The sequence below is a fragment of the Streptomyces sp. NPDC006208 genome, assembly GCF_040613775.1.
Classification (GTDB): Bacteria; Actinomycetota; Actinomycetes; order Streptomycetales; family Streptomycetaceae; genus Streptomyces.
The window spans coordinates 1-24,345 of sequence record NZ_JBEXSW010000043.1; the positions used below are offsets into that span (position 1 = coordinate 1).

At 70.8% G+C, this 24,345-nt stretch carries 20 protein-coding genes and 1 pseudogene; 12 read left to right on the top strand and 9 right to left on the bottom strand.

What is annotated here, in order from left to right; all coding sequences use genetic code 11:
* The first annotated feature begins 4 nt into the window (after window positions 1–4).
* The 3 genes from ABZ208_RS29500 to ABZ208_RS29510 all read left to right on the top strand — a co-directional run bounded on the left by ABZ208_RS29500 (window position 5) and on the right by ABZ208_RS29510 (window position 2,226).
* A complete protein-coding gene (locus ABZ208_RS29500; RefSeq protein WP_356912549.1) occupies window positions 5–667 on the top strand; it encodes a hypothetical protein in 663 nt (220 codons plus the stop codon).
* A 29-nt stretch (window positions 668–696) separates the two neighbouring features.
* Entirely contained in the window at window positions 697–1,425 is a 729-nt protein-coding gene (locus tag ABZ208_RS29505; RefSeq protein ID WP_356912485.1) for a GAF and ANTAR domain-containing protein, read from the top strand.
* Window positions 1,426–1,509: 84 nt separating this feature from the next.
* Window positions 1,510–2,226, top strand: coding sequence for a GAF and ANTAR domain-containing protein (locus ABZ208_RS29510; RefSeq protein ID WP_356912486.1), 717 nt, complete (start codon window positions 1,510–1,512; stop codon window positions 2,224–2,226).
* Between the two features lie 67 nt (window positions 2,227–2,293).
* On the opposite strand, the pseudogene ABZ208_RS29515 reads toward ABZ208_RS29510, so the two are convergent.
* From ABZ208_RS29515 to ABZ208_RS29525, 3 genes and pseudogenes are all read right to left on the bottom strand, one after another.
* Window positions 2,294–2,689: pseudogene (locus tag ABZ208_RS29515) on the bottom strand (glutathione S-transferase family protein); the annotation flags it as partial.
* Window positions 2,690–2,883: 194 nt separating this feature from the next.
* A complete protein-coding gene (locus tag ABZ208_RS29520; RefSeq protein ID WP_356912487.1) occupies window positions 2,884–4,377 on the bottom strand; it encodes a long-chain fatty acid--CoA ligase in 1,494 nt (497 codons plus the stop codon).
* A 25-nt stretch (window positions 4,378–4,402) separates the two neighbouring features.
* Window positions 4,403–5,515 carry a TauD/TfdA family dioxygenase gene (locus ABZ208_RS29525; protein ID WP_356912488.1) on the bottom strand — a complete coding sequence of 371 codons (1,113 nt, stop codon included), beginning with the start codon at window positions 5,513–5,515 and terminating at the stop codon, window positions 4,403–4,405.
* Between the two features lie 188 nt (window positions 5,516–5,703).
* Here ABZ208_RS29525 and ABZ208_RS29530 point away from each other — a divergent pair, with 188 nt between their 5' ends.
* The 8 genes from ABZ208_RS29530 (at window position 5,704) to ABZ208_RS29565 (ending at window position 15,964) form a co-directional block, all read left to right on the top strand.
* On the top strand, window positions 5,704–6,735 hold the full coding sequence (locus ABZ208_RS29530) for an AraC family transcriptional regulator (RefSeq protein ID WP_356912489.1): 1,032 nt from the start codon (window positions 5,704–5,706) through the stop codon (window positions 6,733–6,735).
* Window positions 6,736–7,056: 321 nt separating this feature from the next.
* Window positions 7,057–8,115 (top strand): 3-keto-5-aminohexanoate cleavage protein, encoded by a 1,059-nt coding sequence (locus ABZ208_RS29535; RefSeq protein WP_356912490.1) that lies wholly within the window; start codon window positions 7,057–7,059, stop codon window positions 8,113–8,115.
* Window positions 8,116–8,173: 58 nt separating this feature from the next.
* The gene (locus tag ABZ208_RS29540; RefSeq protein WP_356912491.1) at window positions 8,174–9,148 is read left to right on the top strand and encodes a quinone oxidoreductase; all 975 of its coding nucleotides are present in this window, start codon (window positions 8,174–8,176) and stop codon (window positions 9,146–9,148) included.
* Between the two features lie 37 nt (window positions 9,149–9,185).
* Window positions 9,186–10,103 (top strand): TauD/TfdA family dioxygenase, encoded by a 918-nt coding sequence (locus ABZ208_RS29545; RefSeq protein WP_356912492.1) that lies wholly within the window; start codon window positions 9,186–9,188, stop codon window positions 10,101–10,103.
* Window positions 10,104–10,207: 104 nt separating this feature from the next.
* On the top strand, window positions 10,208–11,491 hold the full coding sequence (locus tag ABZ208_RS29550) for an MFS transporter (protein ID WP_356912493.1): 1,284 nt from the start codon (window positions 10,208–10,210) through the stop codon (window positions 11,489–11,491).
* Window positions 11,488–12,099 carry an alpha/beta hydrolase gene (locus tag ABZ208_RS29555; protein WP_356912494.1) on the top strand — a complete coding sequence of 204 codons (612 nt, stop codon included), beginning with the start codon at window positions 11,488–11,490 and terminating at the stop codon, window positions 12,097–12,099. The genes ABZ208_RS29550 and ABZ208_RS29555 overlap by 4 nt, the downstream gene beginning before the upstream one ends.
* Window positions 12,100–12,135: 36 nt before the next feature.
* The gene (locus tag ABZ208_RS29560; RefSeq protein WP_356912495.1) at window positions 12,136–14,184 is read left to right on the top strand and encodes an acetoacetate--CoA ligase; all 2,049 of its coding nucleotides are present in this window, start codon (window positions 12,136–12,138) and stop codon (window positions 14,182–14,184) included.
* A 388-nt stretch (window positions 14,185–14,572) separates the two neighbouring features.
* Complete coding sequence (locus tag ABZ208_RS29565) at window positions 14,573–15,964, top strand: MFS transporter (RefSeq protein ID WP_356912496.1); 1,392 nt, start codon at window positions 14,573–14,575, stop codon at window positions 15,962–15,964.
* A gap of 302 nt (window positions 15,965–16,266) precedes the next feature.
* On the opposite strand, the gene ABZ208_RS29570 is transcribed toward ABZ208_RS29565, so the two are convergent.
* The 4 genes from ABZ208_RS29570 to lnt all read right to left on the bottom strand — a co-directional run bounded on the left by ABZ208_RS29570 (window position 16,267) and on the right by lnt (window position 21,370).
* Entirely contained in the window at window positions 16,267–18,198 is a 1,932-nt protein-coding gene (locus ABZ208_RS29570) for a GAF domain-containing protein (protein ID WP_356912497.1), read from the bottom strand.
* A gap of 169 nt (window positions 18,199–18,367) precedes the next feature.
* Window positions 18,368–19,171: a 3-hydroxybutyrate dehydrogenase gene (locus ABZ208_RS29575; protein ID WP_356912498.1), complete on the bottom strand. Its 804-nt coding sequence runs from the start codon at window positions 19,169–19,171 to the stop codon at window positions 18,368–18,370.
* A 55-nt stretch (window positions 19,172–19,226) separates the two neighbouring features.
* Window positions 19,227–19,706: an NUDIX domain-containing protein gene (locus ABZ208_RS29580; RefSeq protein WP_356912499.1), complete on the bottom strand. Its 480-nt coding sequence runs from the start codon at window positions 19,704–19,706 to the stop codon at window positions 19,227–19,229.
* Window positions 19,707–19,750: 44 nt separating this feature from the next.
* Window positions 19,751–21,370, bottom strand: a complete 1,620-nt coding sequence (lnt, locus tag ABZ208_RS29585; protein WP_356912500.1) for an apolipoprotein N-acyltransferase — start codon at window positions 21,368–21,370, stop codon at window positions 19,751–19,753.
* 206 nt (window positions 21,371–21,576) lie between these two features.
* Here lnt and ABZ208_RS29590 point away from each other — a divergent pair, with 206 nt between their 5' ends.
* On the top strand, window positions 21,577–22,665 hold the full coding sequence (locus ABZ208_RS29590) for an O-antigen ligase family protein (protein WP_356912501.1): 1,089 nt from the start codon (window positions 21,577–21,579) through the stop codon (window positions 22,663–22,665).
* A gap of 193 nt (window positions 22,666–22,858) precedes the next feature.
* Here the strand turns inward: ABZ208_RS29590 and ABZ208_RS29595 are convergent, their stop codons facing one another.
* Together ABZ208_RS29595 and ABZ208_RS29600 are read right to left on the bottom strand one after the other, a co-directional pair.
* Complete coding sequence (locus tag ABZ208_RS29595; RefSeq protein ID WP_356912502.1) at window positions 22,859–23,437, bottom strand: hypothetical protein; 579 nt, start codon at window positions 23,435–23,437, stop codon at window positions 22,859–22,861.
* A gap of 75 nt (window positions 23,438–23,512) precedes the next feature.
* Entirely contained in the window at window positions 23,513–24,307 is a 795-nt protein-coding gene (locus ABZ208_RS29600; RefSeq protein ID WP_356912503.1) for an aspartate/glutamate racemase family protein, read from the bottom strand.
* Between the last annotated feature and the right edge of the window lie 38 nt (window positions 24,308–24,345).

The following is a 24,345-nucleotide window of genomic DNA, read 5'->3' on the forward strand; positions in this document are numbered from 1 at the left end:
TGTGATGGCCTGGTCCCGGCAGGGACAGCCGCGGAACCCTGATCGCCCCGATTCGTCTGCCATGGACGCGGTGCGGCTGCGTCGAGTGAACCGCTGGCAGGCCGAGGAGCTGTGTGAGAATCTGGCGGATCTTTACCTGGAGTCCTCGGACCCGTCGCCGAGCGAGGGACACCGCAGCCGCAGCCGGGAAGAGTTCCTGCACCGTCTCAGTGGCGACATCCGGAGGCCGGGGTTCGCCATGGCGATCGCGGAGTCGACTGCTTTGGTGGGATGTGCTTTCGGATTCCCCGTGCGGAGCGACAGCTTCTGGTGGCACGGGTTCGACGGGGCACTCCCGCCCGGCATCGAGCAACTCACCGAGTCCGACAATGCCTTCGCGGTCAACAAGATCTTGGTCGCTCCGCACGAGCAGGACGATGACATCGCCCGCCGACTGCAGCAGCGGCTGCTGACCGACCATCATGCGTCGCTCGGTGTCACCCTGGTCGATGAGGCCGACCATCCGTCCCTCGCTGCCTTCCGGTCCTGGGGATGGCAGGACATCGGGGAGGTCTGGAAGCCGCCCGGCCCCACCATGTTCTGTGCGCTGGTTCTTCCCTTCGGGGAGCGAACGACCATGAGACTGAACAAGCTTTGCCTCCATGCCTGGACTCGGTGGCCGGGGTGATGCCTCAAAGCCGGTCGGCCCGGATCCGGGTGCTGGTCGCCGAGCAGGCAGCCCGACGGGGCTCCCGGGTCGGCATGGTGGATGTGTGCACCGCCGCGGTGGCTGCCCTGTCGGTCGGCGGGGCCGGGGTGTCCGCGATGTCCCGGACGGCGGCCAGCCATCCGTTGTGCTGCACCGACGACATCAGCCAGCAGTTGGAAGAGCTGCAACTCACCCTGGGTGACGGGCCGTGCGTGGACGCCTTCACGCAGGGCGCGGCCGTCTTGACGCCGGATCTGCGAACCGGTGAACTGCGCGACCGCTGGCCCGTGTTCGCCGATGCGGCCCTGGAAGCCGGAGCGCGCGCGGTCTTCGCCCTCCCCCTGCAATTGGGGGCGATGAGTCCTGGAGTTCTGGACCTGTACTCCCGAGTGCCGGTCCAGTTGGACGCGGAGAGACTGGCCGACGCGTTGACCTTCGCCGATATCGCGACTCTGGTCCTGCTCGATACGCAGATCGACGAGACAGGCGCGACGGCCGGCGGAATGCTGCTGGACGGGCGCTTCGAGGACCTGGGCGCGTACCGGGCCGAGATCGACCAGGCCACCGGCATCCTCACCGTCCAACTCGGCGTCGGAATCGAAGAAGCCTTCGTCCGGCTCCGCGCCTATGCCTATGCCCAAGGGCGCCGACTCGCCGAGGTGGCCGCCGACGTGGTCGCCCGCCGGCTCAGCTTCTCCCCCGACACATTTCCGGATCAAGGCGATGACGATGCCTGACACCCCCGCATGGGCCGATGGATGCACTGCGCTGCACTTCCCGCCCCATTCCGGCGGGACTGGTCTCAACAGAAGGTGTCCACAATGAACCAGCAGCTCCTCGCAAAGACCTTCGTCGAACTCGCCGACAACCTGGTCGCCGACTTCGACCTGATCGACTTCCTGCGTCTGCTGACCGACCGGTGCGTCGGCATACTCGGCGCCAGCGCGGCCGGAGTGCTGCTCGCCGACCGGGACGGCGAACTGCGCGTCATGGCGGCCTCCGACGAACAAGTACGCCTGCTCGAGCTCTTCCAGCTCCAGAACGACGAAGGCCCGTGCCTGGAATGCTTCCGCACCGGCGCACCCGTAACGGTCCCCAACCTTCGTACGGAGGCCGACCGCTGGCCGCGCTTCGTCGCGCAGGCCCACCACAGCGGGTTCGCCGCAGTCCAAGCCCTGCCGATGCGCCTGCGGGACGAGGTCGTCGGCGCCCTCAACCTGTTCCACACCGACCCCGGCCCCTTCGACCCGGTCGGCACACCCATCGCACAAGCCCTCGCCGACGTCGCCACCATCAGCCTCCTGCAGCAACGCTCCACCCACCGCAGCAACGTCCTCAACGAACAGTTGCAGACCGCGCTGAACAGCCGCGTACTGATCGAACAAGCCAAAGGCAAACTCGCAGAACGCCAGGGCATCGACATGGAACAAGCCTTCACCGCACTACGCGGCTACGCCCGTGCACACAACCGCCGCCTGTCCGACCTGGCCCGCGCCTTCATCGACGGAACCGAACCTCTCACCGGCCTGAACACATGACCACGGTCGCCGGGCCCCACTTCTGGCTTGCTCGCCGTGCATCGCTCGACCCGACAGCGGCTCACCTGTCGGCAGCGGTCAATTCGTCGCCCAGGATGTGCTCCTGGCGGATGAGCCGCTGCTCAGGTGAATCCAGTACGCGGAGCAAGGAGAGCCGAGGGCGGTGTCACGCGGCGTACGGTCGGTGCCTGCCTGCCCGGCGCACGGTGCGGCTTCGTTGATGCCCTGCTCAACACGGACGTCCGACGGCAGCGATCTCCGCTTCGGCACCGTGCGGGTACAGCGCGGGGCAGTCGGGGCCGTCGCCGCCGAAACGTCGGGCCAGGTCACGCAGGATGTCGGGGGTGTACGTGCTGACGACCCGTCCCGTCCAGTCGTCGCTGAGCACTGGTGCCACGGCCGCTCCGGGGTACCGGTGCGAACTGGCCTCGTACAGCCGGCGCAGCGTGGAGTGTCCACCACCGAGTGCGTCGGCCCGCGCCTTCGCCATACCCGTACGGTCGACGAAGGCGGGCGCGGGCTGTTCATCGCCGCCGCGCTCGCCGAGCCATGGGGCACTCGGTACACGACGGACGGCAAGACCATTTGGACCGAACAGACGCTTGCCCCACCGCCCCACTGACTGCGTGCGGGACTCGCCCGTGCGACGGAGCGGCCTCAGGGGGCGGTGACGACGATCTCGCGCTTGAGGATCTTGCCGGTGGGACCCTTGGGGAGCTCGGCGGTGAAGGTCACGATCCGCGGGTACTTGTACGCCGCGACCCGCTCCTTGACGTAGTCCCGGATCTGCTCGGCCGTCGTGTCGGCGCCGCTGCGGAGGGCGATCACGGCCGCGACCTCCTCGCCGTGCACCTCGTGCGGCACGCCGACGACCGCAGCCTCGGCGACGGCGGGGTGCTCGTACAGCACCTCCTCGATCTCGCGCGGGTACACGTTGTAGCCGCCGCGGATGATCAGGTCCTTCTTGCGGTCGACGATGAAGTAGAACCCCTCCTCGTCGACGCGGGCCAGGTCGCCGGTGTGGAACCATCCGTCGCGTACCGCCTCAGCGGTTGCCTCCGGGCGGTTGAAGTAGCCCTTCATCACGTTCTCGCCGCGGATCGCGATCTCGCCGACCTCGCCCGGGCCCGCCTCGGAGCCGTCCTCGGCGACGAGCTTCATCTCGACTCCGCGGATCGGCATCCCGATGGAGCCGGCCTTGCGCGGGCGGTCCGGGTGGTTGAAGGAGGCCACCGGTGAGGTCTCGGAGAGGCCGTAGCCCTCCAGCACGGTGGCGCTGAAGCGCCGCTCGAATCCGTGCAGCACCTCGACGGGGATCGCGGAGCCGCCCGAGACGGCCACGCGCAGCCGGGAGGCATCGAAGCCGTCGGGGAGCTCCGCGTGGAGCAGCGCCGAGTACATCGTCGGGACGCCGAGGAAGATGGTGACCCCGTCACGGTGCATGATCTCCAGCGCCCGCTGCGGATCGAACCGCGGCAGCAGGGTCAGCGTCGCCCCCGCGGCCACGGCCGTGTTGAGCGCACAGGTCTGCCCGAACGCGTGGAAGAGCGGCAGGCCGCCGAACAGGACGTCGTCGGGGCCGACGTGCAACAGCGTCCCAGCGGTGGTGGCCGTGTTCGAGACCAGGTTGCGGTGCGTCAGCTCGGCTCCTTTGGGCGTGCCGGTCGTGCCCGAGGTGTAGAGGATCAGTGCGGGGTCCTCGTCCGCCCGGTCGACGATGCCGGACAGCGGTTCGGCGGCCGTCAGCAGGTCGTGGAACGCCGAGGGTTCCGTCACCAGGCACTCGGCCCCGACCTCGGCGGCGGCCTTCGCCACCTCCTCCGCGAAAGGCGGGAACGTCACCGTGACGCGGGCCCCGCAGTCGCGCAGGACGTAGGCCACCTCACGGGCCTTGAGCAGGGGGTTCATCGGCACGACCACGCCCCCGGCCCGGAGGATCCCGTAGTAGACGACGGGGAACAGCGGCACGTTCGGCATGGTCATGGCGACGCGGTCGCCCGGCTGCAGACCACGTTCCTGCAGCACCATGGCGAACCTCGCACTCGCGTCGTCCAGTTCGGCGTAGGTCAGGGTGGTGTCGTCGTGGCGCACGGCGACCTGATTGCGGCGGGCCGCCGCGGAGTTCACCAGGAATGCGGCGAGGTTGGTCATGTCGGCAGTCTCCATTCTGTTCGGCTCAGCCGTCGGCACGGTGCCGGCGACGGTCGAGGCATCCGGCGCCGGGGCAGGTGGTGCGCAGGCTCCGGGGCCGGATGACGTCGCGTGGGGTGATCCCACGGCGTACCTCCATGGCGCGTAGGCCGAGGGCGGTCACACCCGGCGGATCGGTGTCCCGGTGCCGGGCCAGCCACAGTCGCAGCAGGTGGCGCTTGCGTGCGGGGTCGTCGCAGTCCTCGAACTCCGAGCGGGCGTGCATGACGACGTGGTTGTCGACCAGCAGCAGGTCGCCGGCTTCGAGGCGGAGGTCGAGCCGGAGACGGAGGGAGTCGGCCAGGGCGTCGACCAGGTCGTACAGCTCCGTGTCCGCCGGTTCCAGCTCGGGCACACCGGCGAGGCTGCGTGCCGCCTCCAGTCGGCAGCGGTCGTAGCGCATGCTCAGTACCGCGCCGTACCTGGTCGCGAGGGGGGCGGCCAGGTATGGGCGCTCGCCGGGCGGATGCTCGTCACGCCGGTCGAAGAAGTGGGTGTGGTACAGGCGCTCCACGAGGTCGGGCCGGAGGTCCGCCACCGCGTTGTGGAGGGCCGCCGCACTGACGAGGGACGTGTCTCCGCCCGAGCGGGCCGGCCGGAGGCAGAGCAGGCCGAGCAGATCCGACTCGTCGGTGTGGAACGGCACCCTCGCCCGCGACCGGTAGCCGGGCGCCGCGGAGTCGGCCGCCGTACCTCCGGTGTCCCGGACGTGGCAGAGCGTGCGGCCTTCCGTGTCCTGGGGCACGGGCCGGCCCAAGTACTGGCCGATGCCCCGGAGGACGGCGCCGGCGTCCGCCTCGCTGAGCTCACCGACCGGGATGCCCTTGATCAGGACGAATCCCCGTCCGGCCGCCAGCTCCTCGGCGGCGCTCTCCAGCTCACCGGCGAGCGTGGGAAGCGGGAAGTCCGCGGCTGTCATCCTCAGCAGCGTGGTACCGCGTCTGCGTGCTGTCCGCAGCGCCGTCCTCAGCTCAGCGATCTGCCGGCCCGAGAGCCGAAGGACCCACTCCTCGCGGTCCGCCAGATCCGCGCCGCGCCAGACGGCCGGCCCCGTGAAAGGCTCGCCCGCCATGTCCCGTATGTTCGCAATGTCGGGCATTTTCGCCTCCGTGTCATGACGAGCCGATCCGGGCTGTTGGACCGATGTCCGCCCCGGGCATGCCTGGCTCCCGATCGCCGCGCGCCGTTCACCGGGGCCGTGTTGAGGGGATGCTAGGGTGCGCGATCCCCCGATGCTTGACGTGAAGGGACGAGAAACTTAGCTTCTGGGGACCGAACACCTGGAGCATGCCCGTGAGGCCCCTCGTCCGTACCGCAGCGCTGAACGGCTACGTCGAGCTCAGCCGTTCCCTCGGCGTCGACCCGCACGCGCTGATGAAGCGCGTGGGTCTGGACACCGCGGACCTCGCCGTCCAGGACCGGTGGATCTCCGGCCCGGCCGCCGTCCGGCTCCTGGAACTCTCCGCGTCCGCCTCGCACCGCGACGACTTCGGCCTGCGCATGGCCGAGCTGCGCCGCTTCTCCAACCTCGGCCCCATCAGTCTGGTCGTCCGGGAGGAGCCCGACGTACGCAGTGCGCTCGGACTGCTGATCCGCCACGAGCACATGTACAACGAGCTCCTGCACACGCGCCTGTCCGAGCGGAACGGCCTGGCCACCCTCAAGGTGGACCTCCGGCTCGGCGAGACGGCGCCGGCCCGGCAGGCCACGGAACTGGTCGTGGGTGCCTTCACCCGCATTCTGCGAGGATTCCTCGACACGCGGTGGCAGCCTCTCTCGGTGTGGTTCGCCCACGGCGCTCCGGCGGACTCCGGCAGGCACCGCCGCCTGTTCGGTCCCGGGCTGGAGTTCGCCCGCGAGTTCAACGGCGTCGTCTTCTACGCCGACGACCTCGACGCCCCCAACGCCATGGCGGACCCACAGCTGAGGAACTACGCCCGGCAGTACTTCGACGCCATCGCCGCCACTCCCCGGGACACCTCGGTGGCGGACCGGGTGCGCGAACTCATCGAGGCCCTGCTGCCGACCGGCCGATGCTCGATCGAGCAGGTCGCCCGCAGCCTCGGCGTCGACCGGCGCACCGTCCACCGTCATCTGACCCACTCGGGAGAGACGTTCTCGTCGCTGCTCAACGCCACGCGGATGCGGCTCGCGGAGCAGTTCGTGGCCAACCCCCGCCGCTCGCTGACGGAGATCTCCGACCTCCTGGGTTTCTCGTCGCTGAGCGCGTTCTCCCGGTGGTTCCGCGAGCAGTTCGGGTGCAGCCCGAGGGACTGGCGCAAGGACAAGGGCCGGGAGCAGGGCCCCGGACGGGGCTGACGCCCCACGTCGGCACGACTCACGGTCGGCGCCTCGGCCGCCCGGCTCGGCTGTCCCCAAATGACAAGCCGCCCGTCACCACGGGTCAAGCAGCCTGGTTCACCCGGCCCTACCTTGGCTGCACTGCTCAAGGTGGTCGGCTGCCGGAGGGGAGCCGGGCCGTTCCCCCGCAGCACGCTCCCCTCCGGACCAGCCGATCGCAGCCGGGCCTGTGCGCCCGACGTTCTGCCCGGCCCACTCCGGCAACTGCCGTCCAGACTCCGGCATCGCAGGCGCCGACGACCACAGTGGGTGACCATCCGTACACAAAGGAGAAGGACCGTGCATTTCCACGACGACTCACTCTTCCCCGAGAACCAGGAGAAGCTGGTCATCCAGGCCGCCCCGTACGGGCCGGAGTGGCTTCCCGGCGACGCCGACGACCTGCCCCTCACCATGGACGAGCACGTCCAGGCGGCCGTCGACTGCTACAACGCCGGTGCCACGGTGCTCCACATCCACGTGCGCGAGCTCGACGGCAAGGGCTCCAAGCGGATGTCCATGTTCAACGAGCTGCTGGGCCGGCTGCGCGAGGCCGTGCCGGACATGGTCCTGCAGATCGGCGGGTCGATCTCCTTCGCCCCCGAGGGCCAGGGCGGCGACGCGAAGTGGCTCGCCTACGACACGCGGCACCTGCTGGCCGACCTCACCCCGGCGCCGGACCAGGTGACCATCGCGATCAACACCAACCAGATGAACATCGTCGAGATCATGAACGACGACGACCTGGAGGGCACCTCGATCGCGAAGCCGGAGTACTACCGGGCCTACCGTGACATGGTCGTCGAGGCCGGCCCGGAGTTCTATCTCGAGCACCTCAAGCGCCTGCACGGGAACGGCATCCAGCCGCACTTCCAGCTCGCCACCATCGCCCAGCTCGAGACCGTCGAGCGGCTCATCCGCGCCGGCATCCACACCGGCCCCCTGGTCCTCAACTACGTTGCGATCGGCGGCGGTTTCGCCGGGCGGCACCCCGGCGACCTGATCGAGTTCATCCGCCGTGTTCCGGACGGCGCGGTCCTCACCATCGAGAGCTCCATGCGCGCCGTGGCGCCGATGAACGCGATCGCGATCGCCCTCGGCGTGCACGTCCGGGTGGGCAACGAGGACAACCTGTGGCGGCGCAAGGGCGAGCGGATGTCCTCCGTCGAGCAGGTCGAGCAGATGGTCCAGATCGCGAACGCCCTCGGACGCGACATCGCGACCGGTCCGGAGGCCAAGGAGATCTACAAGATCGGGGAGTACTACGGCGACGCCGACGAGACCCTCGACCGTCTCGGCATGGTCCCGAACCGCCGGCCCGGGCAGCGCGGCTTCATGCTGCGCGACCTCAAGAGCTGACCCGACCGGCCGCACCCGCACACAAGCCCCCACACACACGAGCAATCGGAGCAACCCCGTGGCCCACGCCGTCCGCTTCTACGAAACCGGTGGACCCGACGTCCTGACCTGGGAGAAGGTCACCGTGGGTGACCCGGGTCCTGGCGAAGTGCGCATCCGGCACGTCGCCGTCGGCCTCAACTTCGCCGACACGTACTTCCGTACCGGTCTCTACCCGGTCCGGCTGCCCGACGGAATCGGCGTCGAGGCCTCCGGCGTGGTCGAGGCGGTCGGCGAGGGCGTCACCCACGTCGCCGAAGGCGATCGTGTCACCTACACCGGCAGCCCGCTGGGGGCGTACAGCACGGAGCGGGTCATGCCCGCCTCGCACCTGATCAAGCTGCCGGACGAGATCAGCTGCGAGACCGCCGCCGCGATGACCATGCGCGGCCTCACCTCGGCGTACCTGCTGCGCCGGATCCACGCGCTGCAGGCAGGTGACACCGTGCTGCTCCACGCGGCGGCGGGCGGCGTCGGCCTGATCGTCTCGCAGTGGGCCAGGCTCCTCGGCATCACCGTGATCGGAACGGTCTCCAGCGAGGAGAAGGCAGAGGTCGCCAGGGCACACGGGTGCGACCACATCGTCTACTACCGGCGCGAGAACGTGGCCGAGCGGGTGCGCGAGCTGACCGATGGCGCCGGGGTACCGGTCGTCTTCGACAGCGTCGGCAAGGACACGTTCGCCGGCTCGCTTGCCTCGCTCAAGCGCCGCGGCCTGCTGGTCTGCTTCGGCACGGCCTCCGGTCCGGTGCCACCGATCGACGCCATGCAACTCGCCGTTAACGGCTCGCTGTTCGTCACCCGTCCGGCGCTGGCCGACTACATCGCCGAACCGGCGGAGCGGGACGCCCTGGCCGGCGAACTCTTCGGCCACGTCGCTTCCGGACGCATCAAGATCGAGATCAATCAGCGCTACTCCCTCGAGGACGCCGCACGGGCACATCGCGATCTGGAAGCCGGACGGACCACGGGATCCTCCGTCTTCGCCCTCTGAAGACACCCCGCCACACCTCGACCCAGGAGTGAGCACCATGCCGAAAACCCTCCGACCGAAGGAACACACTCCGGCCCTGGTGCGACCGGGCGTGCTCCGCACCTCTCTCGATGTCGAGCCGCTGACCTGCACCATCGGTGCCGAGGTCGCCGGCGTGAGCCTCGCCGACGCCGCTCGTGACGAGGACCTCTTCGCCGAGATCAAGAGCCTGCTGCTGCAGTACAAGGTGCTGTTCCTGCGCGACCAGGACATCACGCGCGCCGACCACGTCGCCTTCGCCGAACGCTTCGGTCCGCTGGAGGACCATCCGGTGGCCGGCAGCGACCCGGACCACCCGGGCCTGGTCCGTATCTACAAGGACCTGGACAGCCCGGCTGAGCACTACGAGAACGCCCTCCACACCGACGGCACCTGGCGCGGCAACCCGTCCATGGGCGCCGTGCTGCGCTGCATCGAGTCGCCCGCCGTGGGCGGCGACACCATCTGGGTCAACATGGCCGAGGCCTACAACCGCCTGCCGGAGCACATCAAGACCCAGATCCGGGACCTGCGCGCCAGGCACAGTATCGAGTCGACCTTCGGCGCCGTCATGCCGCAGGAGAAGCGTCACGCGCTGAAGGCCCAGTTCCCGGATGCGGAGCACCCGGTGGTGCGCACCCACCCCGAGACCGGCGAAAAGATCCTCTTCGTCAACGCCTTCGCGACGCACTTCGTCAACTACCACACGCCCGCGAACGTCCGCTTCGGCCAGGACTACGCGCCGGGGGCGAGCCACCTGCTGAACTACCTGATCAGTCAGGCCGCGGTTCCCGAGTACCAGGTGCGCTTCCGCTGGCGCAAGAACAGCGTGGCCATCTGGGACAACCGCTCCACCCAGCACTACGCCGTCCAGGACTACTGGCCCGCCGTCCGCAAGATGGAGCGCGCCGGGATCGTCGGCGACAGACCCTTCTGACCCTTCCTTTTCCATCAACAGCAGTTGAGGTGATGACAATGGGGTTTCTCACCACTGCGGAGCCCGCTCCGGGAAGAACCGGCTCCGGTTCCTCGGAATGGCCCGTGTCCCGGCGCTACGCCTGGGTGGTCTTTGCACTGAGTTTCGGGCTCCTCCTCTCGGACTACATGTCCCGGCAGGTGCTCAACGCCGTCTTCCCGATGCTGAAGGCCGACTGGCTGCTATCGGACGCCCAACTGGGCTCCCTCAGCGGCATCGTGGCGCTGATGGTCGGCCTCCTCACCTTCCCCCTCTCACTGGTGGCCGACCGATGGGGCAGGGTGAAGTCCCTGGTCATCGCGGCGACGATGTGGAGCGTGGCGACCCTGGGCTGCGCGGTGGCGGCGAGCTACGGCCAGATGTTCATCGGCCGGCTCTTCGTCGGCATCGGTGAGGCCGCGTACGGCAGCGTCGGCATCGCCGTGGTCCTCAGCGTCTTCCCGGTCGTCCTGCGGGCCACCCTGTCCGGCGCCTTCATCGCGGGCGGAGCCTTCGGCTCGGTCCTGGGCATATCGATCGGCGGCGCCGTGGCCCAGGCGTACGGCTGGCGCTGGGCGTTCGGCGTGATGGGCATCTTCGGCCTCGTGCTCGCCGGCATCTACGCGATCGTGGTCACCGAGAAGCGGCTGGCTCCCGGATCGGACGCCACCCCGGGCAAGGCCGACGCCGAGACGCGGGGCCAGCTCCGAGCGCTCCTCCCGAAGCTGTTCTCCTCCGTCTCGGTGATCAGTGCTTACGTCGGCAGCGGTCTGCAGCTGTTCATCGCGGGAGCGCTCATCGCTTGGCTGCCCAGCTACTTCAACCGCTACTACGACATGCCGACCGCGAAGGCCGGCGCGACCGCGGGTCTCTTCGCCCTTCTCATCGGCCTCGGCATGATCTTCGGCGGAATCGTCTCGGACCGGCTCAGCCGGCGCGCCCCGATCGGCAAGTGGGCCGTCGCCATCGGCTGCAGCGTGGGCTCCCTTGTACTGCTGCTGACCGCGTTTCGTCTGCCGGCCGGCCCGGTGCAGCTGCTGGTGCTGGCGCTGGGAACCCTGCTGTGCGCAGGAACGGCCGGGCCGGGAGCCGCCATGGTGGCGAACCTGACCCCGGCGGCCATCGCCGCGACGGCGTTCGCCACGCTCACGCTGGCCCAGAGCCTCCTCGGACTGGCCCCCGGCCCCGCGGTCACGGGGATGCTCGCGGACCGGTTCGGTCTGCTCGGTGCGCTCCAGCTCGTCCCGCTCGTGGCGATCGCGGCCACCGCGGCCCTCCTGATCGGCCGGAGCCGGTACGAACACGATCTCCGCCGCCTCACCGCACCCGCTGCGACGGAGGAGCCCAAGGAACGGGAGCCGTCTTCATGACAGGGACCACGGAGCCGACGATCGTGATCGTTCCCGGCATGCGGGAACACGTCGAGGACCACTGGCAGACCATTCTGGCCGATCGGCTCGGCGATGCGGGCCGCACCGTCCGCACCGTTCCACCGCTGGTGCGCAACCGGCTCAGCCGTGACGCCCATGTCGCCAACGTGGTCGAGGTGATGACGCAGATCACCGGGCCGGTGCTCATCGTCGCCCACAGCGCGGGCGTCATGACCACGGTGCAGTGGGCCCAGTGGCACGACGCGGACGTCCGGGGCGCCCTGCTGGCCGCGCCCCCGGACTTCGAGACACCGCTGCCGGACGGCTACCCCACCCTCGACGAGCTGGAGATGCACGGCTGGACACCGATGCCCCGCAAGCCGCTGCCGTTCCCCAGCATCGTCGCGGCCAGTTCGAACGATCCCCTGGGATCCCTGGGGCGCGTCGCCGAACTCGCCCGGGACTGGGAGAGCCGCCTGGTGGACCTCGGCCCCGTCGGACACCTCAACCCCGCCTCCGGACACGGTCCGTGGCCCCAGGCCGAGGAACTCGTCGAGGCGCTCGAACACGGCTGGTGCCGTACGGCACGGGGCCTCCTGGGCCCGTAGTACTCCCCCCCACCGCGCTGCCCCCGGAAAGGCACGATGAACACTGACACCGACCTGTTGTGGTCGCCCGGCCGCCGCGAGCTCGAGGACTCGAACGTCGCGGTCTTCATGGAATGGCTGGAAGAGGTCCGGGGGCTGTGCTTCGCCGACTACGCCGAGCTGTGGCGGTGGAGCTCCACCGACCTGCCCGGATTCTGGTCGGCGGTGTGGGAGTTCTACGGCCTCGACGCCGTCACCCGCTACGACGAGGTGCTGACCGACGCATCGATGCCGGGAGCCTCCTGGTTTCCCGGCGCACGGCTGAACTTCGCCGAGCGGTGCCTGGCTCAGGCCACCGATGCACGTCCGGCACTGGTCGCCGTGGCGGAGGGCGGCACGCCTGTCGAGATCTCGTGGGAGCAGTTGCGCCGCGAGGTCACCGATGTCGCGGCGGCCCTGCGACGGATGGGGGTGGGGCCCGGTGACTGCGTCGCCGGTTACCTGACCAACCTCCCCCAAGCGGTGGTGGCGCTCCTGGCCACCGCGGCCGTCGGGGCCGTGTGGACGGCCTGCTCACCCGACTTCGGCACGCCCAGCGTGCTCGCCAGGCTTGGGCAGGCCCGTCCGACCGTACTGGTGGCGGCGGACGGCTGCCGCTACGGGGGCAAGGACTACGACAAGCGCCGGGCCGTCGCCGAGCTCCTGGACGAACTGCCGACTGTCCGTCATCTCCTGGCCGTCGAGCATCTCTTCCCGGCTCCGGCCGGGGCGTGGTCCACGCGGCCCGACGTCGAGCAGCACGCCTGGTCCGCGCTGCCGGCGGCCGAGGAACCGCTCGTCTTCGCCGACGTCCCGTTCGACCACCCGCTGTGGATCCTGTGGTCGTCAGGCACCACCGGTGTGCCCAAGGGCATCGTGCAGGGCCACGGCGGCATCGTGGTGGAACTGCTCAAGGCGCTCGGGCTCGGTGCCGACCTGCGCCCCGAGGACCGGTACCTGTTCATCACCTCCACGAGCTGGATGGTCTGGAACTTCCTCGTCAGCGGCCTGCTGCACGGCAGCACGATCGTCCTCTACGACGGCAGCCCCACATTCCCCGACGTCAACGGCGCCTGGCGCGTCGCCGAACAGACACGGGCGACGATGGTGGGGGTGGGCGCGGCTTACCTCGCGGCCGTGGAGAAGTCCGGCACCCATCCCGCCGCCGAGTCCGATCTCGGCGCGCTGCGCTCCATCCTCCAGACCGGGTCCGCCCTGGCCCCGAACACCTGGCGCTGGGTCCACGACCGTCTCGCCCCCGGCGTCTGGCTCCAGTCCATCTGCGGCGGGACCGACATCTGCTCCGTACTGGCCGGCGGCTCCCCGCTGTTGCCGGTACGGGTCGGCCGGATCCAGGGCCCCGCGCTCGGCGTCGCGCTGGCGTCATGGGACGACGCCGGAGAGCCTCTCACCGGCGAACAGGGTGAGCTGGTGGTGACCGCCCCGCTGCCGTCCATGCCGCTCCGCTTCGTCGACGACCCCGACGGCACGCGCTACCGCGGCAGCTACTTCCACACCTACCCGGGAGTGTGGCGGCACGGCGACTGGGTCACGATCCACCCGGACCTGTCGGTCGTCGTCTCCGGCCGCTCGGACTCCACCCTCAATCGCATGGGCGTACGGATGGGGTCGGCCGACATCTACGCCGTCGTCGAGCAGCTCCCCGAGGTCGCGGACAGTCTCGTCGTCGGCGTGGAGCAGCAGGACGGCGGCTACTTCATGCCACTGTTTGTCGTTCCCAGCGACGGTTCAGCACTCGACGACGGGCTGCGCGAGCGGATCGCCACGGCCATCAGGCACCGGCTGTCCCCGCGTCATGTGCCCGACGTGATCGTGCCGGTTCCCGCCGTGCCGCGCACACTGACCGGCAAGAAGCTCGAAGTGCCCGTCAAGCGCGTCCTTCAGGGTGCCCGCGTCGCCGACGTCAGCAGTGAGGGTTCCGTCACCCACTTCGAACTGCTGGCCTGGTTCGCCGACTTCGCAGCTCGGATGCCCCACCACGGCGCCGGCAGGTGGACACAAGGCGCACCCGCGGTTGCGCGACAACAGCACTTGGATCGCACCTGACCTCGCACCGGTCGGATCTACGTCATGCGCCGCTTGTCCACAGTTGCGCACTCCTCCGTACCGAATGCCGGAGTTCAACGCGACGTCGTCACACCAAGTCAGCACGGGAGGGGTGGGAACGGGTGATGACATGGGCTTTTGGTTCAGCACCAGACCAGCACGGGAGTCAGCACGGCACCTCCAGAACTGTATGAACAGCGCAACTCGGACGGCCCCGATTTCCGGCCTCGTCGAGGCCGCCGCAGAGTCCGGGGTACCGCCTCCATGGTGGGCACGCGCACTCCAGCGCCCAGAACTATGGTGTCCCACCACATGTGCCTCTGACCTGCGCGTTCCTACGGTGTGGCGACACGCAAACGTCCCCGTCGACCGCCAGGAAGTGGTGCCGATGTCCTCCCCCGCGACCGCTCCACCAGCCCCCTCCAGCCTCAAACGCATCGTCGCCGCGAGTCTCATCGGCACCACCATCGAGTGGTACGACTTCTTCCTCTACGGCTCGGCTGCCGCGCTGGTCTTCAACAAGCTGTTCTTCCCCGGCTCCGATCCGCTCGTCGGAACCCTGCTCGCCTTCCTCACCTACGCCATCGGCTTCGCCGCCCGGCCGCTCGGTGCGCTGGTGTTCGGGCACTTCGGCGACCGGCTCGGCCGGAAGAAGCTGCTGGTCCTCAGCCTGCTGCTGATGGGCGGTGCCACCTTCGCGATAGGCCTGCTGCCCACGCACGCCACCATCGGCACTGCCGCGCCGATCCTGCTGACCGTGCTGCGCCTCGTGCAGGGCTTCGCGCTCGGCGGCGAGTGGGGCGGAGCCGTCCTGCTCGTGTCCGAGCACGGTGATGCCGAGCGTCGCGGGTTCTGGGCCTCGTGGCCGCAGACGGGCGCGCCCGCCGGGCAGTTGCTCGCCACCGGTGTGCTCGCCGCGCTCACCGCGCTGCTCTCGGACGCCGCGTTCATCTCGTGGGGCTGGCGCATACCGTTCCTGCTCTCCGGCGTGCTGGTGATCGTCGGCCTGTGGATTCGTCTCTCTGTCGATGAATCACCCGTCTTCAAGGCCGCACTGGCCCAGGCCGAGGGGCGCAAGGCCGCTGCCGGTACGACGGAGAAGATGCCGCTGGTCGCCGTGTTGCGGCACCACTGGCGCGATGTGCTCATCGCCATGGGCGCCCGCATGGCGGAGAACATCAGCTACTACGTGATCACCGCGTTCATCCTCGTCTACGCGACCACCGCCGTGGAGATGAGCAAGCAGACCGCGCTCAATTCCGTCCTCATCGCCTCCGCCGTGCACTTCGCGGTGATCCCGCTGTGGGGCGCTCTCTCGGACCGCATCGGACGCCGCCCCGTCTATCTGATCGGCGCGATCGGCGTCGGTGCGTGGATGTTCCCGTTCTTCGCGCTCATCGACCGGGGGACCTTCGGTTCGCTGGTGCTCGCCGTCACCGTGGGCCTGGTGCTGCACGGCGCGATGTACGCGCCGCAGGCGGCGTTCTTCTCCGAGATGTTCGCGACCCGGATGCGGTACTCCGGAGCCTCCATCGGCGCGCAGTTCTCCTCCGTCGCCGCAGGTGCCCCCGCGCCGCTGATCGCGACCGCTCTGCTCGACGACTACGGCTCCTCGACGCCGATCGCGCTGTACGTGATCGCCGCCGCGCTGCTCACGGTGGTGGCCATCGGCTGTGCCAAGGAGACGCGTCACCGCGACCTGAGTGCGGTGGACGACACTCCGGAGAGGGCGGATGCGGCACCCGCCGCCCAGGCCACCGCGGATGCGAGCACCGCCTGACGGGTGCGTCGGGCCCAAGGAAGCGCAGGAAAGCGTGTGGAGACCGCGCGGACAGGGGTCCGCGCGGTCTCTCGCGTCGGGACCGGAGGATCGGCCACGAGACCCGCCGCCCCGGCGGAGTCTGCGTCTGCTCGCGTCGGAAGGCGGCAGGCCGTACGGCATCACGCCCGTCCGGCAGGCGCCCACGCCACGGGGGCTCCATGCCCGGGGTGCGACCCGCCGCTGTGCATGCGTCGCCGTCCACCCGGGAACCACGCGGCCCGAGCGGTTCCCGGGTGCTCCCGGGTGCTCCCGGTGGACGATCAGTCCGGGGCGACCGCCGACATCGCGTGCAGCCGCAGCGCCAGCTGGATCTCGAGCGATCTGGCCGGTGACTGCCAGTCCGCGCCCAGCAGTCGGCCGATCCGGTCCAGGCGCTGGGCCACCGTGTTCACATGGACGTGCAGATCGTCCTTCGTACGGGCCGGGCTCATGCCGCTCGCGAAGTACGCGGCAAGCGTGCCGACCAGGTCGGTGCCACGCCGCCGGTCGTAGTCGGCGACCGGGCCGATGGTGCGGTGCACATAGCCCTCGATGTCGCCCGGGTCGGCGAGCAGCAGCCCGAGGAAGCCCAGGTCCTGGGCCGCGGCGCCCTGGCCGGAGCGGCCGAGCAGCCGCAGCGCGTCCAGGCAGCGGCGGGCCTGCTCGTAGGCTCCCGCTATCGGGCCGGGGGTGCCTGCCGGGGAGGCCACCGGGGACGAGGCCCCGACGGTGACCGACTCCCGCAGCGTGCCGCCCAGTTGCCGGGCGGTCTGGCGGGCGAGCTCGGCGGGGGTGTCGCCGGGGCCCAGCGGGAGCAGCAGCACGGTGCCGCCGTCCCGGGAGGCGGCGAGGCCCGAGCGGGTCGCGGCCAGATGCGAGGCGGCGGACCACAGCCGCTGCCGGTCCGCCGTCTCGCGGGCCGCCGAGTCGCGGGCGGAGCCGCCTCGCGCTGTCTCACGGGAGGCGACGTCGCGGGTTCCCGGGTCCGTGCCAGGGCCGTCGAGACGGGCGGCAAGGACCACATGCGGCGCGTCCAGGTCGGCACGCAGGCGGGCGGCCCGCTCCCGCAGGAGCACAGGGTCGCGGTCGGGCGCGTCCAGCAGGTCGTCGAGCAGTTCGCCGCGCACGCGCTGTTCGGCGTCGTGCGCCGAGCGCCGGGCGAGCAGCAGCAGCGAGGTGACCATGGCAGCGCGCTCCAGGGTGCGCTGGTCGACCGGGTCGAGGTCGGGGTGGCCGCGCAGCACGAGCGCGCCGAACACCTCCCCGCCGGCCGAGACCTCGGCTATCCAGTCCTCGCCGTGCCGGCCGGCGTGGCCGTCGGCACTGCCGGCCTCCGGTGGGCTCTCTGTGAACTCGACGGTCCCGTCGAGGACTTCGGACAGCGCGGCGGCGACGTCGTGGACGCCTCCGCCGCGAAGCACCAGCTCGGTGAGCCGGTCGTGGACCTCCGACGCCCGCTCGAGGACGCCGCTGTGGTCCTGGATGATCGCGTTGGCACGCTCCAGTTCGGCAAGTGCCGAACGGGTCTCGCCGAGCAGATTCGCGGTGTCGATGGCGACGGCGGCATGCGCGGCGAACGAGGCCAGGAGCGCGACCTGTTCGCGTTCGAAGACCCGGGCACGACGGTCCGCGGCGAACAGCACGCCGATGACCTGGCTGCCCAGCATCAGCGGTACGCCGAGGATGGCGACGAGCCCCTCGTCGCTGACGGCCGCATCGATGGAGCGGGTGTGCTCGAAGCGTGCGTCGTCGAAGTAGCTGTCGGTCACGTACGGGCGGGCGGTCTGGGCGACGAGTCCACCCAGCCCCTCCCCCATCCCGAGCCGTACCTGCTGGAAGCGCGCGGACACCGAGCCTTCGGTGACCCGCATATAGGTGTCGCCGGCCACCGGGTCGTTCAGGCTGAGGTACGCGACCTCGGTGCCCAGCAGGGAGCGGGCGCGCTGCACGATCGCCCGGAGCACGGCGTCGAGGTCGCGCAGCCCCGCGAGGTCGTGCGCGGTCTCGAAGAGCGCGGAGAGCTCCGCCTCGCGGCGCCGTCGCCCCTCCAGCTCGGCGCGCACCCGCAGCGCGAGCTGTTTGGCGTGCTCGAGCGCGGCAAGCGCCTCGGGGCCCGCGCCGCTCGCACGGGCGAGCAGCACGGGCCTGTCGTACGCCTCAGCGGCGGCGCCGCGTGCGAGGAGCTCCAGGTAGGGGGCTTGATCGTGGGACATGGACACAGGATTACCTGTCGTACGGGTGGTGGCACCAGCCCTGTGGACAACGAAGACGGGCGATCCGCGGGACGCGCCTCAAGGCCGTGTCTGACAATTGGCGCCGTCCGCCAACAGGGGGGAGGGCGTGCCGGGCGTCGCGCGCCAGGCGGGATGTGTCGGACACGGCCTAGTGTGCGGTCCAGCCGCCGTCGAGGGCGATCGAGGTGCCGGTGATGAAGGAGGCCTGCGGCGAGCACAGGTAGAGGACCGTTTCGGCGACCTCGTCCGGTTCGACGAGCCGCTTGATCGCGGAGTCCTTGAGCAGGACATCGGTGAGCACCTGGTCCTCGGGCAGCGAGTGGGCGGCCGCCTGATCGGCGATCTGCTTCTCGACGAGGGGGGTGCGCACATAGCCCGGGTTGACGCACACGGAGGTCACCCCGTGCGGTGCGCCTTCGAGCGCCGCGGTCTTGGAGAGCCCTTCGAGCCCGTGTTTGGCCGCCACATAGGCGGACTTGTAGGCGGAGGCGCGCAGCCCGTGGACGGACGAGAGGTTGACGATGCGACCCCAGCCCTGGGCGTACATGTGCGGCAGCGCGCCCCGGATCAGCCGGAACGGCGCTTCCAGCATCACGGTGAGCACGGTGTGGAAGACGTCCGGCGGGAACTCCTCGATGGGCCGGACCAGTTGCAGTCCCGCATTGTTGACCAGGATGTCCGTACCGGCCGCGGCCGCCTCGGCGGCGTCGAGGTCGGTCAGGTCCAGGACCAGCGGTTCCAGGGCGCCCGCCAGGCCGGTGATCCCCTCGGCGAGGGCGGCGAGCCCGTCGGCGTCCCGGTCGACGGCCCTGACCTTCGCCCCGGCGGCTGCGAGCCGCAGCGCGCAGGCGCGGCCGATGCCACTCGCGGCGCCTGTGACGAGTGCGGTTCTGCCGCCGAGATCGAGCGTGACGGAGTACGGTGCGGGACCTGATGTGGTGGGCGCGGTCATGATAGGCACCCTAAGCAGCGATGATCCGCCGACCGATGTGGTCTCCACCCATACTTCATCGCTCGGTGGTGGGTTGGAACCATGCCGGTCCATCGGTGAGTGCCTGCTTGATCCGGAAGGTCGCGAAGGGCTTGAGCTCCGGCAGCGCGTCCAACGGGAAGAAGCCCACCTCCAGCGACTCGTCGTCATTCACCCGGGCCTCACCGCCCACCGCCCGGCAGCGCACGGTGATGTCCATGTACTGGCACCGGTCGCCGTTGGGGTAGGTGACGGTGGGCAACGCCTGCACCAGAACGACGCGTTCCGCGACGCAGCGCACCGCCGTCTCCTCGTACACCTCGCGTTCCGCCGTGGCAGCCGGTTCCTCGCCCGGTTCCGGGATCCCGCCGATGATCGACCATGTGCCGGTGTCGGCGCGCCTGCCGAGCAGTACCTGTCCCTCGTCGTCGAGGACCACGGCACTGACGCCCGGCAGGAACAGCAGCTGGTGTCCGGCGGTGGCCCGGATCTCTCGGATGAAGTCAGGGGTGCCCATGGCGTCGACCCTAACGGGCCCCTGCCCCGTTCTCGGGCCCGGATCTAACCGGCGTCAGCGGCGCCCCGGCCGGCCCTCCGCTGCAGCCGCCCGCGGACGGCCGAGACGGTGACCTTGCCGAGCGCCCCGGCCGCCAACAGCAGCAGCGCCGCCTCCGGCCAGACGCCGAGGCGTGTGGCAGGGGTCAGCGAGGAGCGCAGCGGCGCCTCGGCGACCAGGGCGTCCGGCGTGAACATCTTCGTCTGCTGGACGATGCGCCCGTCCGGCATGATGACCGCGCTCACGCCGCTGGTGACGGGAACCACGACCGACCGGCTGTGCTCCACGGCCCGGACCCGTGACATCGCCAGTTGCTGGTAGGTCATCTCGCTGCGCCCGAAGGTGGCGTTGTTGCTCGGTACGGAGATGAGCTGGGCGCCGTGCGTGACGGTGTCGCGGGCCGCGTCGTCGAACGCGGCCTCGTAGCAGGTGACCAGGCCGACCTTGGTGCCCGCGAGGTCGAAGACCCCGACCTTGTGGCCGGGTCCGAAGTCGCGGCGGACGCGGTCGACGTCGGCGTTGAAGATCCGCACGAGGGACCGCAGCGGGATGTACTCGCCGAAGGGCTGGACATGGCGCTTGTCGTAGGTGTCCACCGGACCGCGCGCCGGGTCCCACTCGATGAGGGTGTTGCGGAGCTTTCCGGTCTCGGGGGTGACCACCGCTCCGACGACGGTCGGCACGCCGATCGCCTTCACCGCCGCGTCGATGACCCGGCGGGCGTCGCCGTTGCGGTACGGGTCGAGGTCGGAGGAGTTCTCCGGCCACAGGACGAAGTCCGGCTGGGGCACCTTGCCCGCCGCCACGTCGTCGGCGAGCTGCTCCGTGCGTTCGGCGTGGTTGTCGAGCACCGCACGGCGCTGGGCGTTGAAGTCGAATCCGAGGCGCGGCACGTTCCCCTGGATCGCGGCGACGGTCGCGGTGCCGTCCTCGGCGGAGTCGTCCACGAGGGGACGGGCGGCGAGACCCGCGGCGACAGGGACGAGGAGGGAGAGCAGGGCCACGACCGCCGCGCCGCGCGGGAGTTCACCGGTGCGGCGGCGTACGAGCGCCTGGCGGATGGTTTCGTACAGACCGAAACCGCACAGCGCGACGGCGAAACTGAGCAGGGGTGTTCCGCCGACGGCCGCGAGCGGCAGGAAGAGCCCGTCCGCCTGCCCGAAGGCGATCTTGCCCCAGGGGAAGCCGCCGAACGGCACGTGTGCGCGGGCCGCCTCGCCGGCGATCCAGACGGCCGCTCCCCAGACCGGCCACACCGGCAGCCGGGAGACCGCCGCGATCCCGACGCAGGTGACGGCGACGAAGAGCGCCTCCAGCGCGGCCAGTGCCAGCCAGGGCACCGGGCCGACCTCCACGCCGGTCCAGATCAGCAGGGGCAGCAGAAATCCGAGACCGGTGAGATACCCGAGACCCAGCGCTGCCCTCGGTCCCCGCCCGCGCAGGGTCCAGCCGAGCAGGGCGAACCCGGGGAGCACCAGCCACCACAGGGGCCGTGGCGGAAAGCTCAGGAAGAGCAGGACACCGGAGAGCGCGGCAGCGCCGGGCCGTACGAGCCACTGCAGCAGCGGTCGTCCGGCCGAGGGGGCCGGGCGGGTGGTGTCGACGGGGGCGATGGTGGCACTCACCTGGCGGAGTCTACGGCGGTGCGCTGTGGGCCGGGCAGTGCGGTGGGTGCCGGGCAGCGCGGTGGGTGGAGTCTGAAGCAACGTTCCTGCGCATAACGGCGCCAAACCGCCACCACTGCAGTTACCGTGTGCGCCGGCCCCCGGCCCGTCCCGATGCGCACGGGGCCCGTCATACTCGGGGGTCGGCGGGGATACGGGGGCGATGAATGGGTGATGCACCGGACGCACGGTCCGTGGCACGGGACCGCGGCAGGGTGCCCGACGTCGCCGGTGCCGTCGTACTCGGCGGATGCGCCGTGTGGTCGCTGGTCAGCGCCGCGGGGCGGGAGTCCCGGCCCGAAGGTGTGCTGCTCGCCGTGTTCGCCGTCGCCGCGGGGTATGCGTTCGGCCGCATCTGCGCCAGTGTTCTGCCGGTCGCCGCCGCCGCTGCCGCGGCACTCGGCGGGCTCGGTCTGGCGATCGCCTCCGGCCAGGGCATCCCCGGGGCCACCGCCGGCGGCGCCACCCAGCCCGGACACACGGGTGCGACCGCCGCGCTGCTGGTGCTGGCCACGGGCGCGGCCTGCTGCGCCGCATCGGCCGCACGTCCCGTCTGGCTGCGGCTCGCCCTGCGGCTGCTGGCGCTCGCTGTGGCCTGTGTGGCCGTGGCGATCGGGTCGCTGCCCGGTGCGGTGGCCGGCCTCGCTGTTGTGCTGTGCTCGCTCGCCGCGACCCGGATCCGCCGGCGTGCCCCCGCACTGGTGGGACTGGCGCTCGCGAGCGGCCTGGTGGCCGGCACGGCCTGGGGCATGGCCGCGGATGTGCTGCCGGGCGGGCTCACGGTTTCACTCGAGGGTGCGCTCACGCCCAACCGGGTGGCGCTGTGGCACGACGCGGTGGAGCTGGCCGAAGAGAACCCTGTCCGAGGGGTCGGGCCGGAGCGCTTCGGCAAACTCAGCGCCACGGCACAGCAATCACTCGGTTCCGACGGCAAGCCGCACTCGGCGCCGCTGCAGCAGGCGGCCGAGCAGGGCGTGGTGGGAGTGGCACTGCTGGCGGGAGCCTTCGGCTGGATCCTGCACGGCCTGTGGCGCTCGCCCCGCCCCACGGCGGTGGTCCTCGGCGCGGGCGCGGCACTCACGGCGCTCGCGTTCCTCGCGACGGTGGGCAACGCCCTGAGCTTCACGCCCGTGACGGCGGGGGCGGGCCTGCTGGCAGGACTGGCGACGGCGCGCGTGGCGGGCGACGGCTGCTCCGAACGGGTGCCGGCGAGCACCGGGCGGCCGGACAGGACACGGGCGGACAGTCGCCCGTGAGTGAGCCTTCACCGAGGGAGCCACTGCGTGGGCACGCGGGCGCCGGAGCCTGCTGGCGGGGCGGCGGAACGCTCCACGACACGAGAACCGGACGGCCGGTGGTCGCCCGCCGCGGCCTGACCGGTCGGCCGTCGTCGCCGGCGGGCTGCTGATCGCTCATCGCCGACCGGGCACGGTCCCGGCGCGGGACGCGTTACGCCCCTATCGGGGTGCCGGTGCCGGTGCCCGTCCCCGTGTCCGCCCGGTTCAGGCGGTACCGGATGACCCGGACCGCCGTCTCCGCGTCGTCGACGGTCACCGTGAACGTCATGCCGTCCGTCAGCGTGATGAGGATGCCCTCCCCACGTCGCACGATCACAGCAGTGCCCTGCTCAGGACGCCAGCGGTGTCCCCATCCTCCCCACTCCCGCGGCGTCACCTTGGGCACCACCTCGACGCCCGCCACCTTGGCCAGCGGGATACGGCGGCGCGGCAGCCCCATATGGCCGCAGCGCACCTCGAGGGCGTTCCTGTCGACCCTGACGGCGACATGGACGAAGGCGATGGTCCCGTAGAGCATCAGCAGTCCTGCCGCCACGCAGCCGATCACGGCCATCAGCAGCGGCACGATGCCCGTGGCCCAGCTGGAGTCGACGGCGAGTTCGACGCCGAGTGCCAGGCAGGCCGCACCTGCCATGGCGAGCAGCCACTGCAGACGGTTGGTCGCGCGGCCGGTCCAGACCTCGGGGACGGATTCAAGGCCGTGCCCCTGGCGATCGGAGTGGTGCCTCATGTTTAGGAGAGTACCCAGCATCCGCTGGTCGAGCAGCGGTCCTGCCGCCCGGGACGAGGATTCCGCTTCTGGCCGTCAGACGGGTCGGCGGACCGAGTCGATCGCCTGCAACAAGCGGCCTTCGGCATAGCGGAGAGCGGATTCCGGCAGCACGGCTGCCCGTCCGCTGAGCAGCACGGTGAGCCCATCGCTCGGTTCCGCTTCGGGGAGTGCGGCGATGCCGACGCGCCGCAGCGCCTGGGCGGCGACCGCACCGGCCGATCCGTGCAGCACGACGGGCGGCTCCGCGGGATCCTGGACGGCGGCCCGGATGCGCTCGGCGACCAGTTCGTAGTGGGTGCAGCCCAGGACGACGGCCCGTACACCGGCGGGAGTGAGCGCTGCCGCGGCGGCGACCGCCTTGTCGACGGCACTCTCGTCGGCCTGCTGGACGGCGTCGGCGAGCCCGGGGCAGGGGACCTCGGTGACCTCGACGGAACCGGCGAAGTCACGGATCAGGCCGCGCTGGTAGGGGCTGCCCGTGGTGGCCGGGGTGGCCCAGATGGCGACGGGACCGCCACCGGCCGCGGCGGGCTTGATCGCGGGGACGGTGCCGATGACGGGTATCCGGGGCTCCAGCTCCGCGCGCAGGGCGGCCAGGGCGTGCACCGAAGCGGTGTTGCAGGCGACGATCAGCGCGTCGGGGCCGTGGGCCACCGCTGCCCGGGCCACCGCGAGTGCACGCTCGGTGATGCCTGCGGGCGTTCGGGGGCCCCAGGGCATGCCGTCGGGGTCGGAGGAGAGGACCAGATCCGCGTCGGGCCGCAGCCGACGCACCGCGGCGGCAGCCGGGAGCAGGCCGATTCCGGAGTCCATGAGCGCGATCTTCACCCGGTCACCATAGTCGACCGCCCTTGCGGCACGACCGC